This window comes from Bifidobacterium apousia, assembly GCF_007559275.1.
Taxonomy (GTDB): Bacteria; Actinomycetota; Actinomycetes; order Actinomycetales; family Bifidobacteriaceae; genus Bombiscardovia; species Bombiscardovia apousia.
In genome coordinates this window covers 87398-106569 of sequence record NZ_VMHK01000006.1, presented here as the reverse complement: position 1 = coordinate 106569, position 19172 = coordinate 87398, and the positions used below count along the sequence as shown (strand labels likewise).

Here is a 19172-nt window from a genome sequence, read left to right as displayed (position 1 = left end):
CACCATGGATTTGTACGAATACCAGGCCAGGCAGCTGCTCGCTGAACATGGCATCTCCCAACCCAGGGCCGTCTATGCCTCAACCGCAGAAGAGGCCGGCCAGGCAGCCGACGTCATCGGCTACCCCTGCATGATCAAGGGCCAGGCCACCATTGGCCATAGGGGACAGGCCGGAGCCGTCAAGCGAGCCGAGAATCACGATCAGGCCGTGGCTCTGGCCCAGGCCATCCTGCCCATGAACATCGATGGCCACCCGGTCAGCGGGATCCTGGTCACCGAGGCCCGCAACATCCTGCACGAGTACTACCTGTCCATCTCAGTGGACCGCGCCTCCCGGGACTACGATGTCCTGGCCACGGCCAGCGGCGGCACCGAGGTGGAGACCATCGCCCGCGAGCACCCCGAATCAGTCCGGCGCCTGCACATCGGCCCCTTGGAGGATTTCGACAGGCAGGCCGCCCGCACCATGGCCGAGCGCATCGGCTTCTACCATGCGGATCTGGAGCAGGCCGCGCAGATCCTTCTGGGCATGTGGCACACCTTCCAGGACAGCGACGCGACCCTGGTCGAGATCAACCCCCTGGCCAAGGTGGGCGACCCGGACGACGAGGCCACCAAGCACCTGGACGCCCTCGATGCCAAGATCTCCCTGGACGGGAATGCGGCCTTCCGGCACGACGGCTGGAAGCGGTTCACGGACCCGGCGCAGGTCGACCCGCTGGAAGCCAGGGCCAAGGCCGCAGGCCTGCACTACGTCCATCTGGACGGCCAGGTGGGCGTCATCGGCAACGGTGCAGGACTGGTCATGAGCTCCTTGGATGCGGTCGCCGGGTCGGGACGCCGACAGGGCGTTCCTGTTGGACCCGCCAACTTCCTTGACATCGGCGGCGGCGCCTCGCCCGAGGTCATGCGCACCAGCCTGGACGTGGTCCTCTCCGACCCCAAGATCCGTTCGGTCATGGTCAATGTCTATGGAGGCATCACCTCCTGCCAGCAGGTGGCCCAGGGCATCCTGGCAGCCGTGAGCGCTGCGGGCAAGCAAGACCAGAACGACGACCGGCCCATCGTGGTCCGCTTCGACGGCAATGAGGCTGCCGAGGGACTGGACCTGCTGGCCAAGGCCCAAGAGCCTCGGCTCAAGGTGGCCCGCACCATGGAGGAGGCGGCGGACCAGGCCGTGGCCCTGGCCGCTCAGGCAGGAAAGGAGACGGGACGATGACCCTCTTCGTTGAAGACGGCGCCCCCGTCATGGTTCAGGGCATGACCGGTCGCCAGGGCATGGTCCACACGGCCCGCATGATGGCGGCAGGCACCAACATCCAGGCTGGGGTCAACGCCCGCAAGGCCGGAATCACGGTCGACTTTGACGGCCCTGACGGCCAGGCTCGTCATGTGCCCGTCTACGCCGATTGCGCAGCAGCGCGGCAGGCGACCGGGGCTCGTACCTCCGTGGTCTTCGTCCCGCCCAGATTCGCCAAGGACGCCATGGTCGAGGCCATCGAGGCCGGCATCACCCTGATCGTGGTCATCACCGAGGGCATTCCCGTGGCCGATACCGCTTACTGCGTGGCCCTGGCCAGGGAACGCGGCTGCCGCATCGTCGGCCCCAACTGCCCGGGTCTGATGACCATGTCCGACCGGCCCAACGGCGTTGGCGCAGACCTGGGCATCATCCCGCAGGGCATCGCCGGTCGGGGCCCGCTGGGGCTGGTCTCCAAGTCCGGCACCCTGACCTACCAGCTCATGGGGGAGTTGTCCTCCATCGGCTTCACCGCCTGCCTGGGCATCGGCGGCGACCCCATTGTGGGCACCACCATGCTGGAGGCCCTGCAGGCCTTCAACCGCGATCCTGAAACCAAGGCCTGCGTCATGATCGGCGAGATCGGCGGCTCGGCTGAGCAGGAGGCCGCCCACTGGGCCTCCACCCACATGACCAAGCCCATCGTGGCCTATATCGCCGGCTTCACCGCCCCAGAGGGCAAGCAGATGGGCCACGCCGGAGCCATCATCTCGGGCGGCAAGGGCACGGCTGCAGACAAGAAGGAAGTGCTTGAGTCCGTCGGCATCAAGGTGGGCACCACACCCGGCGAGACCGCCCAGCTGACCCGCGACCTGCTGCGGGAGCATGCCATCATATGACCGACAGGGTGAAAGTATGGCTCCGGGGGGCCCTAGAGGCCTTCCTAGCCATACTTATCTACACTGTCGCCCTCGGGGCCTGCATGGCCCTGCTCCTGCTCATTATTTCCATTGAGGAGGGCGGGCCATCCCTGTCCATGGCCACTGTGGCCCTGACAGAAACCATCACCCTGCTCACCCAGGGCTGCGGGTTCACAGCCGGGGCCCTGACCCTGACCATCATCCCCCTGCTGCTGACCGGTCTGCTGATCTGGATGATCCGCTCACTGGTCAGCCGACTGGGCATGTCCGTCGGCGGCTGCATAACCGGCCTGGTCGTCTGGGTGCTCTGCAGCCTCATCCTCATGCAGGGCAGCCAGACCATCCAGGTGGACACCACCCCGGTCATGCTTTTTCGGACCAGCCTGGTCTTCCTATTGGGTTACGGCTGGGCCTGGGTCCGCTCTGAACCGTTCCGCCAGACTTTCACCAAACGCATTCAAGAGGTTCTGCCGGTCCAGGTCCGCAGGACCATCCGGCTCGGGCTCACGGCCGGCTTGATCCTCCTGGCCGCCATGCTGGCCGCCGGCCTGATCGCCCTGATCGTCTGGATTGTTCTCTATCACGGAGACGTGGGCCGCCTGTTCAAACTGACACGTATGGGCACCGCCTCGGCTGTGACGACCAGCCTGGCGTCCCTGGCCTGGCTGCCCAATCTGATTATCTGGGCTGCCTCCTGGCTCTTCGGTGACGGTTTCAAGATAGGCCAGCTGGCCGCCTTCACCCTCTGGTCCGGACACGCCTCAAGTCTGCCCTCGCTGCCCCTCTTTGGACTTTTCCCAGAGCCTGTCTCCCGGCAGGGGGTTCGTCTGCTCCTGCTCAACCTGCCCCTGCTGGCCGGGGTGGTTGTCGGCATTCTCTTGCTGACCGGGCCATGGGGTGTCAGAATTCACGCTGCCGTGCGCCAAGCAGGGCTGAAATCCCAAGACACCGCAGTCTGCTTCCTGATGGCAACCCTGGCCATGGTCCTGGCCTGGATGGTCGCCCTGCTCGGTCTTGCCCTGCTGTTCCAGCTCTCCAACGGGGCCCTGGGCCGCCAGCGACTGGCCGGAGTGGGCGTGCCCATAGCCTCCTCCCTGCGCATGATCGGGACCTCCCTGGGGGTCGGCCTGCTGGGCGTATGGCTGCTGGCACTCGTCATCGCCGCCCTGGTCATCATCAAGGACATCCTGATTGATTATCTGCGCCAGGCAGACACCAAAAAGACTTCCGCCCAGGCGGAAAACAAGAAAAAACACAACCAATCACGCGGTCAGGAGGGAAAGGAGCCCAAGGCAACCGACCGAGCAGACACACCACGACAGGTCTCGTCCACCCGCAGACCAGGCAAGTAGGTCCGAAGGTGGCGGGGCGCCTCGGCATTCAAGCATAGGAGCAGGAGTTTCCATGGTCACCACGAATCGAACCATCAACCGAGCGCTGGTCTCGGTCTACCACAAGCAGGGCCTTGAGGCCCTGGCATCGGCCTTCCGCCAGGCAGGCACCGAGGTCGTCTCCACCGGCAGCACCACAAAGAAGCTGCAGGATCTGGGCGTCCAGGTCACCCCGGTGGAAAAGGTCACCGGTTTCCCTGAGAGCCTTGACGGCCGGGTCAAAACCCTGGATCCGCACATCCACGCCGGGCTGCTGGCCGACATGACCAATCCCGACCATGTCCAGCAACTCAAAGACCTGGGCATAGCCCCCTTCGACCTGGTGGTGGTCAACCTCTACCCCTTCGAACAGACAGTCCTCGAAGGCGCCGACGCAGACCAGTGCCTGGAACGCATCGACATCGGCGGCCCTGCCATGATTCGCGCCGCTGCCAAGAACCATGCCAGCGTGGCTGTCATCACCGACCCGGACGACTATGCCCTGGCCGCCGAGCGCATCGCCTCCGGCACCGGGTTCAGCCTGGCCGAGCGCGGACGTCTGGCTGCCAAAGCATTCGCTCTGACCGCCTCCTATGATGCGGCCATCGCCGAGTGGACAGCTCGCACATGGGTTGACGACAAGCAGGACAAGGCAGAGGATCAGCAACCGGCCCCGGCACTGACTCGCACCTGGCGTCTGGCCAGCCAGCTGCGCTACGGGGAGAACCCCCACCAGAAGGCCGCCCTCTACCTGGACCCGCTGGACCGGGACGGCTTCGCTGCGGCAGAGCACCTGGGCGGGGCCAAGGAAATGAGCTACAACAACTATGTGGACGCTGACTCCGCATGGCGCTCGGTCTGGGACTTCCCCGACCTGCCCGCAGTGGCCGTGGTCAAGCACTCCAACCCCTGCGGTCTGGCCGTGGGGGAGGACATCGCCCAGGCCCACCGCCGCGCCCACGCCTGCGACCCCATGAGCGCCTATGGCGGGGTCATCGCCGCCAACCGCACGGTCACCCTGACCATGGCCCAGCAGATCAAGCCGGTCTTCACCGAGGTGATCGTGGCACCAGGCTATGAGCCCGAGGCCCTGGACCTGTTGCGGACCAAGAAGAACCTGCGGATCCTGTCTGTGGAACGACGCCCGCGTCAGCGCCCGGTCATCCGTCAAATCGACGGGGGAGCCCTGGTGCAGACGCCCGACCTGATCGACGCCCCGGGAGACAATCCCTCCACCTGGCGTCTGGTCTCCGGCAACCCTGCCGACCAGGCGACCATGGATGATCTGACCTTCGCCTGGCGGGCCATCCGCTCGGTCAAGTCCAACGCCGTGCTCCTGGCCAACCAGGGAGCCACTGTGGGCATCGGCATGGGCCAGGTCAACAGGGTGGACTCCAGCCATTTGGCCGTGGAGCGGGCCAACACCCTGGACGAGGGCCGCGACCGGGCCAAGGGCTCGGTGGCCGCTTCCGATGCCTTCTTCCCCTTCGCCGACGGCCTGGAATATCTGATCCAGGCCGGCATCAGGGCCGTGGTTCAGCCAGGAGGATCCATCCGTGATCCCGAGGTGATCAAGGCCGCCCAGGACGCCGATCTGACCATGTATCTGACTGGTACCCGCCACTTCTTCCACTGATAAAACCGGACCCCACGGCCGAATGCCGCCCTGCGACAAATTCCTTGACCGTGGGGTCCAATGCGGTGATATGCTGAAGGAACTGACCAGCGATGATGCTGACTAGGTACCCATAATTCGAAGGAGATATTGTGACCTATCAGACAGTCAATCCTTTTAACAACCAACTGATCAAGACGTATCCAGATGCCACCGACGAGGATCTGGAGAATGCCCTGGCTCGCGGCCATGACCTCTACAAGACCTGGCGCAAGCAGGAGGGCCCGGGAGACCGTCCCGCACAACTGCACCAGGTGGCCAAGCTCTTCCGTCAGAACGAGGATGCCCTTGCAGCCAACCTGACCCTGGACATGGGCAAGCTGGTGGGCGAAGCCCGCGCCGAGGTGGAGCTGTGCGCGGACATCGCCGACTACTTCGCCGATCACGCCGAGGAGCTGCTGGCTCCCGTCCCCCTGGACAACCCCGCCGGCAAGGCCTACTACGTCAAGCAGGCCACCGGCATCGTGTTCATGGTTGAGCCCTGGAACTTCCCCTACTACCAGATCATGCGCGTGTTCGCCCCCAACTTCATTCTGGGCAACCCTATGATCCTCAAGCACGCCTCCAACGTACCGGGTTCGGCTGTGGCCTTCGAACAGACCGTGAAGGAAGCAGGAGCCCCCGAGGGCAGCCTGACCAACCTCTTCGTCAACTATGACCAGGTTGACCGTGCCATCGCCGATCCCCGCGTCTCTGGCGTGGCCCTGACCGGATCGGAGCGCGGCGGCGCCTCGGTGGCCAAGTCGGCTGGAGCCAACCTGAAGAAGTCCTCCATGGAGCTGGGCGGCAACGACGTCTTCATCGTCCTGGATGACGCTGACTGGGATCTGCTCAAGAAGGTGGCCCCAGGCGCCAGGCTGACGAACGCCGGCCAGGTCTGCACCTCCTCCAAGCGTTTCATCGTCACGGAGAACCGCTACGACGACTTCGTCTCGCTCATCGTCGACGCCTTCTCGCACGCGGTTCTGGGCGATCCCAGCAACCCCGAAACCACGCTGGCCCCCATGTGCATGGTCTCCGCCCGCGACAACCTGGCCAAGCAGGTCGAAAAGGCTGTGGCTGGTGGAGCCAAGGTCGCCTACGGCAACAAGCCCTACGATTCGCCGGGGGCCTTCTTCACCCCGACGGTTCTGACGGACATCGACCGTGACAACCCCGTCTACAACCAGGAGATGTTCGGCCCTGTGGCCTCCATTTACAAGGTGGCCAACGAGGATGAAGCCATTGAACTGGCCAACGACTCCAGCTACGGCCTGGGCGGTGTGGTCTTCTCCTCGGATACCGAGCATGCTGATGCCCTGGCCCGTCGCATCGAGACCGGCATGACCTTCATCAACGGCGGTTGGGTGACCATGCCCGAGCTGCCCTTCGGCGGCATCAAGAACTCCGGCTACGGCCGCGAGCTCTACAGCCTGGGCTTCGACACCTTCGCCAACGAGCATCTGATCTTCCAGCACAAGAACTGATCGGACTGCTCTGACTCCTTGTTGAACCAGCGACCGTGCCATCATCGTCCAAGAGCGATGGCGGCACGGTCGCTTTGCGTCAGCAGCGCTGGTAGGCTCGAATCTGTAGAGCAAGCGCAGAAGGCAGGAGAGCATGACAGACGCATACAAGGCCGAGAACCCGGACCTCAAGCCCTCACAGCCTCCCAAGACATCCGGCCGTGGCCATCCCTTCGTCTCAGAGGCCCAAGAGGGTCGTCCTGTCTGCGAGGGCATCATCTTTCTGGTGGTGTTGGTCGCCGCGCTTGTCGCCTTCTGTGGATACACCTGGGCCGCGACTGGACTGGTGTCCGTCGCGGCCCTGGTTTGCGGCGCCCTGCGCCTGATTCTCAAGGATCGCAGCCCTTGGAAGGTGCGGTCAGTGCCCTTTGACGCCTTCATCAGCTTTGGCTTGGGCATTGGCCTTTTGGTCACCTACACCAGCATTCAGCTGCTGCTGTGACCCCTTTCAGGCTTTTCGATCCTCGGTGGTTGAGCCTTCAGCAGGCTTGTCTTCGGGTTGATCGTCGCTGTCTGCTGCTTCCGAAGCAGTATGAAGGGGCTCGACCTGCAGATCGGGAATGGTTCCGGCATCGGCATCGGAGAGAGCCGATACATCGACAGCCTGAGCCGGAGTGTCTGCCGGGGTAGCCGTGTCAGCAGCATCTGCAGCCTCAGCAGCGGTGTTTTGAACCGGAGCAGGGGAGGCCTGGGCACCAGCGGCTGCAAATGCGTCAGCCTGTGCCTCAGCCCCCGTCTGATCCGGGACACCGGTCGCGGCGAAGGCATCAGCTTCTGCTTGTGCCTGGACATCCGGCTGCGCATCAGTGGCGATGCCCATGGCGCGCATGGCCATGTTGTCGGTGACGATGCTGGTCATGATGATAACCAGGGCCACCAGAGAGGCAGCCAGCAGGGGGCAGATCCAGAAGAGCCAGAGCTGCGAGATCGGGCTGACGGCCATGTGCTTGGACTGGGCGAAGATGGCGATGCCCGTGGAGCGAGCCGGGTTCAGTCCCGAGCAGGTGATGGGGTAGGTGACCAGCACGCCGACGCCGTAGGCGAGGCCGGTATAGAGAGCATGGTTGCGGCGGGCGCGGCCGTCGGAGCGCAGGGTGGTGATGGCCGCAGCCACCACGATCATGCAGCCGATCAGCTCAACCACGATGGCCATGGGCGCCCCGAAGGCGATGTGCTGCTGGCCCAGGGTGGCTGCAGCGGGTGATCCGCCGGCAAAACCGTTGACCGAGAACATGAGCCAGGTCCTGTCCGGCACGGACTTGCTGACCGGAACAAGGGCGACGGCGAGTGCACCGGCGCCGATAGCGCCGATGACCTGTGCGACGATATAGATCAGCCCGTCCACCATGCTGATCTGCGAGGTGAACATAGCGGCCACGGTCACGGCGGGGTTGAAGTGGCCGCCGGATACGCCGCCCAGCATGGCCGTCACGACCAGGTAGGTCAGGGCGGTTCCCAGGACCGGCAGCACCACGCTGGGCTGGCCCATGACCAGCTGGCCGAAGCTGTAGGACAGGTAGATGACCGCGCAGATCAGGAAGGTGCCCACCAGCTCTGCGGCCGCACGAATCCAACGAACATCACGGGGCCTGATCCGCCTGCGGACGGGCTTTGCGGCAACCTGCCCGTCGGCCTGCTCGAGAACCGGCTCAGCACTTGCTTCCATAGTCATGTTCCCCACCTTGCAATCCCTTCGACGACAATGAACAACAACAGTTTCCAGCTTAGGGCAAGCCAACAACACTTCCCTAGGCTCCGATATAGTATGATATGACCTTTTGGCGGCTGCGGTCGTCCAGAACGTCATCCGTTACATATCTATCAGGCCACGTTGGGAGAACGATGCCACATCCATACACACAGGCGATCAGAGCGCGCGAACAGGGGGAGGAAGGCATCCGCCTCCAGAAGGTGCTGGCCCAGGCCGGATTCGGCTCTCGTCGCAAATGCGAACAGATCATCACCCAGGGCAGGGTCGAGGTCGACGGCAAGCTGGTCACCACGCTGGGCAGCCGAGTGGACCCCTCCCATCAGCAGATCCGCGTGGATGGATCCCGCATCCATCTGAACGACAAGCACGTCACGCTGGCCCTGAACAAGCCTCGGAAGGTCCTCTCGACCATGGACGACCCCAAGGGCCGGTTCACCCTGCGTGACATCATCGGGGACCGCTACGAGCGGGTCTTCCACATGGGCAGGCTGGACTACGACTCCGAGGGCCTGATCCTCATGACCGACGACGGGGAGCTGGCCCAGCACGTCATGCACCCGCGCTACGAGGTGGAGAAGACCTATATCGCCACACTCAACGGCCATATTGGCGGCAACGTCTGCCGGCGGCTGGTCAGCCAAGGGGTGGAGCTGGACGACGGCCTCATCCGCCTGGACCATTGCGCCATCATCGACCACAACCGCGAGCACACCATTGTTAAGGTGGTCCTGCATTCGGGCAAGAACCGGATAGTCCGGCGCATCTTCGGCGCCATCGGCTACCCGGTGACCCGGCTGGTGCGCACCCAGATCGGCCCCATCCGGCTGGGCGAGATCCGTCCGGGCTCCTACCGGGTGCTCTCCGCCGCCGAGATCAAGGCCCTGGATAAGGAGGTCGGACTGTGATCACCGTCGCCATCGATGGCCCGGCAGGCGTGGGCAAGTCCTCCACCTCGCGGGCCCTGGCCGAGCATTTCGGCCTGGCCTACCTGGACACGGGTGCCATGTACCGGGCGGTCACCCTCTGGTGCATGGACCGCAGGCTGGACCTGGACGCGGATCAACCCGACCAGGAGGCGATCACCGAAGCCGTTGCCGATTCCATCACCGGCGGCCACCTGGTCATGGGACTGGACCCCGAACATCCCAGAGTCAGCCTGGACGACCGTGACGTGGATGAAGCGATACGCTCTACCAGGGTCTCCGAGCACGTTTCCGTAGTCTCTTCGATTCCGGCTGTGCGCCATGTCCTCATCGCCGCCCAGCGGGCCATCATGGCTGACCAAGATCGTGGCGTGGTGGCCGAAGGACGGGACATCACCACCGTGGTGGCCCCGGATGCCCAGGTCCGTGTGCTGCTGACAGCCCGTGAGGAGGTCCGCCAGGCCCGCCGCAGCGGCCAGGCCCAGTCCGGATCAGCCGGTGCCGAGGATCTGGCTGCCCGGGATGCCCGGGATTCCAAGGTCACCTCCTTCATGAGCGCCGCTGACGGGGTGACCACCGTGGACAACTCCGATCTGACCTTCGAGCAGACCCTGCAGGTCCTGATCGATCTGGTCTCCTCGGCCATGGAGGAGGAATCCTACGACGAGTATGCCCGCAACCTGGACGACTACGAGCTGGACGAGGAGGACCGTGCTCTGCTGGAGGGCGGCTCCGAGAACCAGGATGACCAGGACCATGGCCCCAAGGCCGTGGGCGTGCTGGCCGTGGTGGGAAGGCCCAACGTGGGCAAGTCCACCCTGGTCAACAGGATTCTCGGCCGCCGTGCTGCCGTAGTCGAAGACACCCCTGGCGTGACCCGGGATCGTGTCAGCTACGAGGCCGAGTGGGCCGGCACCCAATTCAAGCTGGTGGACACCGGCGGTTGGGAGAGCGACGTGGAGGGCATCGAATCCGCCATCGCCTCCCAGGCGCAGGTAGCCGTATCCCTGGCTGATGCCGTCATTCTGGTCGTGGATGGCCAGGTGGGACTGACCGCCAGCGACGAGCGAATCGTCACCATGCTTCGGGCCGCCGGCAAGCCGGTCGTCCTGGCTGTCAACAAGCTGGATGACCGGATGGCCGACTACGCCGCATCCGAATTCTGGAAGCTGGGCCTGGGCGAACCCTATGCCATCTCCGCCATGCACGGCCGGGGGATAGGTGACCTGCTGGACGCCGCGCTGGAACAGCTCAGCAAGGCCGAGAAGACCTCAGGATTCCTCACTCCGGAAGGCCTGCGCCGGGTGGCCCTGGTCGGGCGGCCCAACGTGGGCAAGTCCTCCCTGCTCAACCAGCTGGCCCACGAGGAGCGAGCCGTGGTCCACGATGTGGCCGGCACCACCCGCGACCCGGTCGACCAGGTGGTTCAGGTGGACGGCGAGGACTGGCTCTTCATCGACACCGCCGGCATCAAGCGTCGCCTGCACAAGATCTCGGGTGCCGAGTACTACTCCAGCCTGCGCACCCAGGCGGCCATCGAACGCTCGGAGCTGGCGCTGATTCTCTTCGATGCCTCCCAGCCCATCGCCGACCAGGACTTGAAGGTCATGAGCCAGGCCGTGGATGCTGGCCGGGCCATCGTCCTGGTCTTCAACAAGTGGGATCTGCTGGACGACTTCGGCCGTCAGCGTCTTGAGCGGCTCTGGCAGACCGAGTTCGACCGGGTCACCTGGGCCGAGCGGGTCAACCTGTCTGCCAAGACCGGCTGGCACACCAACCGGCTGGCCAGGGCCATGCGCACTGCCCTGGAATCATGGGACAAGCGCATACCGACCGGCAAGCTCAACTCCTTCCTGGGCAAGGTTCAGGCCGCGCACCCGCATCCGCTGCGAGGCGGCAAGCAGCCAAGGATCCTCTTCGCCACCCAGGCCTCCACAAGGCCGCCGCGTTTCGTGATCTTCGCCACCGGCTTCCTGGAGCACGGCTACCGCCGCTACCTGGAACGCTGCCTGCGCGAGGAGTTCGGCTTCGAGGGCACTCCCATCCAGATCTCTGTGCATATCCGCGAGAAGAAGAAGCGCAAATAAAGAAGGTCCCTGAGCCGGTTCTTTAGTCGGCCCAGGGACCTTGCCTTCTCGACTAGACGGCCTTGTCTGCAAATCCTTGTAGAAAGAACTGTGTTTCTGGACATTTGTTGTATTTAGGGGACCTCCAAATCCTTCCAAAAGATTCAGATAGTCCCCATTGCGTATATGCAGATCTGTTATTTGCAGTCTCCTTCAAACCACTCATTGCATATAAGCACTAACGGTGGTAGACAGGTCCTCCTTGCCCGGCATACTTTCTGCCAGCGTATGAACCATAGGCACAGATGAGTACAAGGACGATTGCCAGAGCGGTTCCACAGGTCCAGTAGAGCCTGACTCCGCTATAAGCCAGGGCAGACAGGATCATGACCACGCCCAGAATCATGGAGACCACCCCGCCAAACTGCTGACAACGGCGCCAAGCCTCGCGGCTGGCGTAGGCACCTGGCACCCGAAAACCGCTGATGCCATTGGGTCTGGTTTTAGGAGCAAGATTGCCGATGACTATGAGAGTCAGACCGGTCAAAAGCATGGCGACCTTATCAATGCCGAAATCCGTCGGCCACCATCCCCAATGAGGATCAGCAACAGCTAATTCGAACAGATCTAAAACCGCGAAAATAATCTGCATGCATAGACCACCCAGCAGAAAAACGGTCAAGGTATGCCCCGCTTCATCACCACGTTTAATCAAATATGCGCGCAGGACGAGCATGAGGATGGTCCAAATCAGCGCAATGACCAGACAGAAGCAGGGCATCCAAACCAGCTCCTGGGGAGAGCCCCAGCGGTCCACCTGGTTCTGTGCATTCCAATGAAGCGGGACGTTTTCATTCGGCAGACGATTGACCACTATGCGGCTTACGCCCAGCATGATTATCCCCGGCAACCACTGAGCCGCGACAAGGGTCGGGACGAACCGACCCGCTTTGCTGCCATCCGCCATGAGAGTCTCCTTAGGACTCGGAAACCGCCGTCGAACCAGTTTCCTTGCTCACAGTCTGAGGCTCGGGCAGACTTCTCTTGTCGCTGGCGCTGGTCCGCAGGCGGTAGAGCCACTGAATAGTGCTGTCCAGCACGCTCAGATTGAGTTCGTAGATGACCCTGGTGCCCTGCTTGTGGCCGACAATCAGGTCTGCTTCTTTCAACTTCCGCAGATGATAGGACAGCTTGGATGGCGTCATTCCCAGCTTTTCGGCCAGGCGTCCAGCCTCCATGCCGCCCTGCTCCAAAAGATCCAGCACACGACGACGCAGGGGATCAGCCAGAGCCGCTGTTGTTTCTTGAATAGCCATAAGTCTCCTTTTTCGATGATTTTCTCTAGTATTTGCATGCTAACATTGTTTCAACCAATATTGTATATATTCTTCAATTTTTATGTGCTTTTCGCTCGCTGAGCGCAAAATAATTGACAATCGCTGAGATTAATAGCTTGCATGGCAATATTAAACTGTTGAACATACCTACTTTTCTGAAGCCAAGGCTGATCGGGGAGAACATTGGCTCAAAACCGGTGAGCCAGACCTGATCCGAGATCATGCTACTATGAATAACTTCGACGAAAAGGAGAACTTGCGGCGTGGGCGAAAATAGAACAAAAGTCAACATTGGCAAGGCCGCCATCTTCGATCTCGACGGCACACTTCTGGATTCCATGGGAGTCTGGGAGGAAATCGACCAACGTTTCTTTGCTCGTCGCAACATCCCCATGCCGGACGATTACGCATCTGCAGTGGCCTCCATGCAGACCGGCGCCATCGCCAGGTACACCATCGACCGCTTCCACCTTGACGAGCGCCCAGAAGATCTTGTGGAGGAGTGGAACGAGGACGCGCTCCTGCTCTACGCCACAGCTGTGCAGCCCAAGCCACATGCACTCGATTACCTGCAGGCGCTAAAAGCCAGCGGTGCCGCCCTGGCTGTGGCAACCAGCCTCCCTCCGCGCCTACGACAGGCTGCTCTGAAGCACGCTGGCATGACCGATTGTTTCGACCAGGTCTGCAGCGTGGATGATGCCAAAAGCGTTGGCAAGGAGGAGCCGGAAATCTACCTGTTGGCTTCGCGGATGCTGGAAGTTGCGCCCGACCACTGCACAGTGTTCGAGGATCTTCTGGTCGCCATCGATTCCGCCAAGCGGGCTGGGATGAAGGTCTGGGCCATGTACGACCAGTCTTCGGCCAACGATTGGGATGCCATTCGCTCTGAGGCCGATGGCGCTATCACTGACTTCGCCCAGGCGCCTGCCATTCTCTGACTCGCTCCGCACCGGCTTGAGCCAGCTGTTACCATGAAAAGCGTCAAATAGTTTGGTGGAGGCGTTATGGGCAATGCAGGCAGGATAAATGCCGGTTGCTCAAAGTGGCTGTATTCACGTTTGCTCGCTCGCCTGGGATTGCAGAATTGGTGGCCGGCAGAGACCGACTTCGAGATGATGATCGGAGCGGTGCTGGTCCAGCATACGGCCTGGGGGAACGCGGCCATGTCCATCGAGCAGCTGCGCACGGCCGATCTGCTCAACCCCTGCAACATGGCCGACATCGACCTGGTAAGGCTGACGAACTTGATCAGATCAAGCGGCTTTATGAAGGCCAAGGCACGCACCTGCAAGGCCCTGGCTCAGTGGCTGCTGGCTCACGGCATCCGCACGCCCGATGTTGAGGATTGCGCGGATGAAGGTCTGCGTGACGACCTGCTCACCATTGCCGGAGTCGGACGCGAGACGGCGGATGTCATACGGCTTTATGCCTTCGGCCAGCGCTGCTTTATCTGGGATGCCTATGCACGCCGGATGCTGGACGGTCTGGGATGGGCCTCCTTGCGGTCATACCAGGAGGGCGAAGAGTACGAGGCGGATTTTATTCAGGTTGATCAGTGGCCGCTCAACGATCTGCGCGAATACCACGGGCTGATCGTCCAAGCAGGCAAAAACCATCGCAATCCCCAGGCCTACGCTGCCTTCCTCAAGGAACTTGGTGGTCCTGAAAGCACTTCCAAGTGAGTTGATCCCTTGTGGTTCGGCCGAGCCACAAGGCATATGACGGTATCCCGATACGGCACCTCTATGCGGCCCCTATAAAGTACCTATATATGGCTGCACCTTAATGACCGTATTCCCGCGTAACAATCTTGTCCGAACCTCGGTGAATCGCACACAATAAGGCTGTGACTTGACTTCGAGCGGATTGAACTCCGTAGACTATGTTTCATCCGCATACTTGGCGGGCGAATACGCCAGGTAGTGAAGAATGGGGAGCAAGAGCATGAAGGCAGCAAAGTTTGTGAAGCCAGGCCGCATCGAGCTGGAGGAAGCACCGATGCCGACCATCGAAAAGCCCGGAGATGCTGTGATTCGGGTCGTCCGGGCCTGCGTGTGCGGATCCGACCTGGGTGGTACCGGGGGATTTCCTCAATGCCCGCAGGCAGTCACGTAGGGCACGAGGCCATCGGCCTGGTCGAAAAGGTGGGCTCGGATGTCACTCATGTCAAACATGGTGACTTCGTCATAGCACCCTTCACTCATGGCTGCGGGCACTGCGCGGCCTGCAGGGCCGGCTTCGACGGTGACTGCCTTGATCCGGACAGGCGGGGGAGCAGCGGCTATCAGAGCGAGTATCTGCGATTCACCAACGCGGACTGGGCCTTGGTGAAGATTCCAGGCCAGCCTGAGGACTACAGCGATGACATGCTCGACTCCCTGCTGACCCTCTCCGACGTGATGGCCACCGGTTATCATGCAGCCGCAACAGCCCAGGTCAAAGAAGGCGACACGGTCGTTGTCATGGGCGATGGAGCGGTGGGTCTGTGCGGAGTCATAGCAGCCAAGCTGCGTGGGGCCGAACGCATCATCGCCATGAGCCGGCATGAGGACCGCCAGAAGCTGGCGCGTGAATTCGGAGCCACTGACATCGTGGCTGAACGCGGCGACGCTGCTGTAGAGCAAGTCATGGCCCTCACCGACGGAGCCGGAGCCGATGCGGTTCTGGAATGCGTGGGCACCGAACTGTCCACCGACACCGCCATCAGGGTGGCCCGGCCCGGCGCAGTAGTCGGCAGGGTGGGCGTACCGCAGCAGGCTACCATGGACACCTCTAAGCTGTTCTGGCGCAATGTTGGGCTGCGAGGAGGCACGGCCGCGGTCACCACATATGACAGGCATCTGCTGCTTGACCAAGTGCTCAAGGGCAGCATCCAGCCAGGCAAGGTCTTTACCAAGCGCTTTGCCTTGGATCACATCCAGGAGGCCTATGAGGCCATGGACCAGCGCACCGCCATCAAATCCCTGCTGCTTGTCAGCGAATGAGGCTGCAGCAGTAATCAGCTGATTCTCGGCGCTGCTGACATTACCGGTGGCGCCGCGTAAGCATGCCTGCCTGAACATGCCTCTTATTCCGAAAAAATCAGGGCCCAGTCAGGGATAATTCAGGGTAAATCAGGGTATTTCATCCCTTCTTTCGCTGATATCAATGGAATTGACTGATGACGACAAGGATGACCGTCATACAGGGTCAAGCGACGAACGAGGGCACATGACATCTGCGAGGCGAATCAGCATTACTGGGCGTAGATGCCTCGGTCTGGAAGGTCGTCGATGATCATCCAAGGGAAAGATGCAACTATGAATAACCCCAACGTAAGCGTGAGCAGAGGCCCGACACCAACGATTGAAGCTACGGGGCTGTCCATGGTGGTCTCCCCGCGCCGCGGCGATTCACTGACCATTCTCAATGACATAGCATTCACTGCCTATCCGGGGGAGATGACCGGCATCATAGGGCCGTCAGGCAGCGGCAAATCGACGCTGCTGTACTGCCTGGCTGGGCTGGAGAAGGCCACTAGCGGCACTGTGCTTCTGCTGGGCAAGGACATAACCCGTCTGGGGCTGTCGGCCATGACCAAGTTCAGACGCCAGCATCTAGGCTTCGTATTCCAGTCCTACAACCTGATCACCAGCATGACAGTCGAACAGAATCTGGCTCTGCCATTCACCCTTCGCGGATCCCGCTTTCCCAGAAAGACGGCGGATTCCCTCTTGAAGTACTTTGGCCTGATCGATCAGAAAAAGAAAAGCGTCACCCTGCTGTCGGGCGGCGAGCAGCAACGTGTTGCCCTGGCCCGCGTCCTGTTATCCGACGCAGACGTGGTATTCGCGGACGAGCCGACTGGCGCCTTGGATCAGGAATCCGGAGAAAAGGTCATATCGGTGCTGAAGGAACTTGCCAACCACGAAAAGAAAACCATCGTCGTGGTGACGCATAACAATGAGGTGGCGGGTCAGTGCGATCGGCTGTTTGCCGTGCGCGATGGCCGTATCAGCCAGTCATTCTCTGCGAAAGCGCCCATGGCATGAGAGGCGCTCTGTCCGAACTCAAAGCAGCGCCCATGGTCTGGAGCGCCGTCTTGCTGGCCATGGTCGTATCCCAGACCGTCATCTGCTCCCTCATTGCGGTTGCCACGATCATTGATCAGGACTATCAGGGCCCGGAGCAGGAACTTGGATCCTCATACACTGGTCCCGCCTTAGCATTCAGCGTGATCATCACCGTAGCTGTGCTGCTATGGGTCATGAACTCAGCACTGAATCAACGACGGCATCAACTGGCGCTCATGGTTTTGCAAGGCGCTCTGCCTTGGCAACTGCTGGCCTGGAATCTGCTGATTGTCATGGGATTATGCATCCTGTCTATTGCAGCCACCTGCCTTTTGCTGCCAGTGATTACACCCTTGATCTTCGCCATGGTGACAAATCCATTAGATTTGCATTTGACCTATGCCGGCAGCCACCTGTTCAATTCGCTGGGCAAGGGCCTTGCTTTCAGCGCTGCGCCCATCTTCATAAGCACCCTGTTGACTATCCGTTCGCTCTCGAAAATACGACCAATGGAAGCCCTCAGGCAATCCCAGAACCCGCCAAAGCGGATAGGCGTCTTCCGCTTCCTCCTGGGAATCGTATGCTTGATTGGCGCGGGCTGTATGTTGCTGATTCCAGCTTTTGCACTTGCAACTAACCCTCCTGCCAGTCAGATGAGCAGCAATGCCGCTGCGGATCGGATGACGGTATTTCTCGCCTTCGTCATGGGCGGCATGTTCCTCCAGATATTCTCGCTGGCAGCTTTCGCACCATACTTCCTGCCCGGCTTCACGGCGATATGGACGCGTATTGTGGCGTTGCCATCCAGAACCTGGAGGCTGGCAGGCCAGCAGGCTGTCGGCAGCATACAGCGCCAGGGAGCGGCGATCATCCCGATGACTGCAGGTCTGTCATTGCTGATGACCGTCGGCGGAGGGTTGAGCACGATGATCACCACCATGCAAGTCGCTTTGCCCCCCACACCAGACAGCACTGTTCCGGCGACCGCAGACATGTTTGCGAGTCTCCTGGCGCTCACTGGACCGCCACTGATCATCGCGATAACAGGTGCAATTGCAGGCACCTTGATCACTTCCAAAGGCAGAGGGCTTGATCTGGCGCTGACCTACGTATCAGGTGCCGGAATCGGCCAGCTCAGAGTATTGGGCGCACTTGATGGCATCATCACTATGATTACCAGCACACTGTTCTCCCTGGTCATCACCTTGCTCTGCACCTCATCCCTGACCTTCATGCTCTCGCGCTTCATGGGCAAATCACAGATGAGCGTGCAATGGGGCGCTTGGATCGTAGTGGTGCTCATCGCATCCCTGCTTGGTGCCGCGGCCACAGGAATCCAAGCCCTGACCACCAGATTCGAGAACTCTGTCAGTGTCATATCGCATGCCATCGGCGAGTAATAAAGTCCCGCTGCATACAGCCGGGTACATATTTGAGCCACAGCAAGCCTGCCGACCTCTGTCATTCCTTCATGGCTCTTGTTACATAAATCAAGTCGGTATATGTAGCGCTCGGCTTGATGAATTTGATTGGTAGGTGCAACTGTAAGCACTTGAGTTCGCGACGATTTCCTACACACGAGCATTTGCAAGGCCCATATGGGGTACAGTCAATGACAAACCGAGACAGGTGACGATGGACCAGTCAAATCTTGTCGACCAGAGACAAACGGAGGACCGTCATGGCACGACCTACCACCAAGGAAGAACTCATCAAGGCGTCTGACGATGGCTTCGACAAACTCGTGGCGTTGCTTGAGCCGCTGACACCCGAAGAACGCAATGGCCGCTTTTCCTTCGACCTGAGCAAGGAGAAAGGGGCCCATTGGGCACGCGACAGGAACATCAAGGACGTGCTCGTCCATCTCTACGAGTGGCATCAGCTGCTGTTGAACTGGGTGGAAGACAACCAGCAGGGCAGGACCCACGACTTTCTTCCGGACGGCTACAACTGGCGCAATTACGGCGAGATGAATGTGAAGCTGCGAGACAAGCATGATGACACCACCTACGATCAGGCCTTGAACCTGTTTATCGAATCCCATAAGAAGGTCATGGCCCTGGCGCAATCGTTCACCAACGAACAGCTATTCACCAAGGGCGCCCTCCCATGGACCGGAAACTCTACCTTGGGCTCCGCCTTCATCTCTTCGACCTCCAGCCATTACGACTGGGCTCTGAAGAAGATACGGAAGTACTTGAAAGGACGCAAATAAGCGCTAGGACACCTGAAAAGAGCCAGCTTCACTCACAGACAGTAATGGTTTGCCCTGCGACTTTGCGACTAAATTCACAGTACGGGCGACCCTAAAAGCAGCATCCCAGTATATTCGTAATAGCAATGGAGCATAACCGCGATAACCGCTTGCATAAC

At 61.0% G+C, this 19172-nt stretch carries 16 protein-coding genes and 1 pseudogene; 14 read left to right on the top strand and 3 right to left on the bottom strand.

Annotation, left to right across the window (positions count from 1 at the left end; genetic code table 11):
- Positions 1-4 precede the first annotated feature (4 nt).
- The 6 genes from sucC to FPK30_RS07510 all read left to right on the top strand — a co-directional run bounded on the left by sucC (position 5) and on the right by FPK30_RS07510 (position 7152).
- The gene (gene sucC, locus FPK30_RS07535) at positions 5-1219 is read left to right on the top strand and encodes an ADP-forming succinate--CoA ligase subunit beta (protein ID WP_144085971.1); all 1215 of its coding nucleotides are present in this window, start codon (positions 5-7) and stop codon (positions 1217-1219) included.
- A complete protein-coding gene (sucD, locus tag FPK30_RS07530; RefSeq protein WP_144085970.1) occupies positions 1216-2139 on the top strand; it encodes a succinate--CoA ligase subunit alpha in 924 nt (307 codons plus the stop codon). Before sucC ends, sucD begins: the two co-directional genes overlap by 4 nt.
- Positions 2136-3512 (top strand): cell division protein PerM, encoded by a 1377-nt coding sequence (locus tag FPK30_RS07525; protein ID WP_144085969.1) that lies wholly within the window; start codon positions 2136-2138, stop codon positions 3510-3512. The genes sucD and FPK30_RS07525 overlap by 4 nt, the downstream gene beginning before the upstream one ends.
- Positions 3513-3564: 52 nt before the next feature.
- Positions 3565-5166 (top strand): bifunctional phosphoribosylaminoimidazolecarboxamide formyltransferase/IMP cyclohydrolase, encoded by a 1602-nt coding sequence (gene purH, locus FPK30_RS07520; RefSeq protein WP_144085968.1) that lies wholly within the window; start codon positions 3565-3567, stop codon positions 5164-5166.
- 131 nt (positions 5167-5297) lie between these two features.
- A complete protein-coding gene (locus FPK30_RS07515; protein WP_144085967.1) occupies positions 5298-6671 on the top strand; it encodes an NAD-dependent succinate-semialdehyde dehydrogenase in 1374 nt (457 codons plus the stop codon).
- Positions 6672-6804: 133 nt separating this feature from the next.
- Positions 6805-7152 carry a DUF3017 domain-containing protein gene (locus tag FPK30_RS07510; RefSeq protein ID WP_232345810.1) on the top strand — a complete coding sequence of 116 codons (348 nt, stop codon included), beginning with the start codon at positions 6805-6807 and terminating at the stop codon, positions 7150-7152.
- Positions 7153-7158: 6 nt separating this feature from the next.
- On the opposite strand, the gene FPK30_RS07505 is transcribed toward FPK30_RS07510, so the two are convergent.
- Positions 7159-8382 carry an MIP/aquaporin family protein gene (locus tag FPK30_RS07505; protein ID WP_186279448.1) on the bottom strand — a complete coding sequence of 408 codons (1224 nt, stop codon included), beginning with the start codon at positions 8380-8382 and terminating at the stop codon, positions 7159-7161.
- Positions 8383-8552: 170 nt separating this feature from the next.
- Here FPK30_RS07505 and FPK30_RS07500 point away from each other — a divergent pair, with 170 nt between their 5' ends.
- Both FPK30_RS07500 and der read left to right on the top strand, forming a co-directional pair.
- The gene (locus FPK30_RS07500; protein ID WP_144085965.1) at positions 8553-9326 is read left to right on the top strand and encodes a pseudouridine synthase; all 774 of its coding nucleotides are present in this window, start codon (positions 8553-8555) and stop codon (positions 9324-9326) included.
- Positions 9323-11431: a bifunctional cytidylate kinase/GTPase Der gene (gene der / locus FPK30_RS07495; protein ID WP_144085964.1), complete on the top strand. Its 2109-nt coding sequence runs from the start codon at positions 9323-9325 to the stop codon at positions 11429-11431. The genes FPK30_RS07500 and der overlap by 4 nt, the downstream gene beginning before the upstream one ends.
- A gap of 217 nt (positions 11432-11648) precedes the next feature.
- Here der and FPK30_RS07490 read toward each other — a convergent pair whose 3' ends face one another.
- Both FPK30_RS07490 and FPK30_RS07485 read right to left on the bottom strand, forming a co-directional pair.
- On the bottom strand, positions 11649-12377 hold the full coding sequence (locus FPK30_RS07490; RefSeq protein ID WP_144085963.1) for an SdpI family protein: 729 nt from the start codon (positions 12375-12377) through the stop codon (positions 11649-11651).
- A gap of 10 nt (positions 12378-12387) precedes the next feature.
- Positions 12388-12726: a metalloregulator ArsR/SmtB family transcription factor gene (locus FPK30_RS07485; RefSeq protein WP_044097886.1), complete on the bottom strand. Its 339-nt coding sequence runs from the start codon at positions 12724-12726 to the stop codon at positions 12388-12390.
- A 311-nt stretch (positions 12727-13037) separates the two neighbouring features.
- Here FPK30_RS07485 and FPK30_RS07480 point away from each other — a divergent pair, with 311 nt between their 5' ends.
- The 6 genes and pseudogenes from FPK30_RS07480 to FPK30_RS07455 all read left to right on the top strand — a co-directional run bounded on the left by FPK30_RS07480 (position 13038) and on the right by FPK30_RS07455 (position 19014).
- Entirely contained in the window at positions 13038-13685 is a 648-nt protein-coding gene (locus FPK30_RS07480) for an HAD family hydrolase (RefSeq protein WP_186279453.1), read from the top strand.
- Between the two features lie 174 nt (positions 13686-13859).
- The gene (locus FPK30_RS07475; RefSeq protein WP_186279447.1) at positions 13860-14429 is read left to right on the top strand and encodes a DNA repair protein; all 570 of its coding nucleotides are present in this window, start codon (positions 13860-13862) and stop codon (positions 14427-14429) included.
- Positions 14430-14691: 262 nt separating this feature from the next.
- Positions 14692-15731 (top strand): annotated as a pseudogene (locus tag FPK30_RS07470) (zinc-dependent alcohol dehydrogenase family protein).
- A 336-nt stretch (positions 15732-16067) separates the two neighbouring features.
- Positions 16068-16778 (top strand): ABC transporter ATP-binding protein, encoded by a 711-nt coding sequence (locus FPK30_RS07465; protein WP_260804489.1) that lies wholly within the window; start codon positions 16068-16070, stop codon positions 16776-16778.
- Between the two features lie 32 nt (positions 16779-16810).
- A complete protein-coding gene (locus tag FPK30_RS07460) occupies positions 16811-18199 on the top strand; it encodes an ABC transporter permease family protein (protein ID WP_144085959.1) in 1389 nt (462 codons plus the stop codon).
- A gap of 281 nt (positions 18200-18480) precedes the next feature.
- Positions 18481-19014, top strand: a complete 534-nt coding sequence (locus FPK30_RS07455) for a ClbS/DfsB family four-helix bundle protein (protein WP_144085958.1) — start codon at positions 18481-18483, stop codon at positions 19012-19014.
- Positions 19015-19172: the final 158 nt, after the last annotated feature.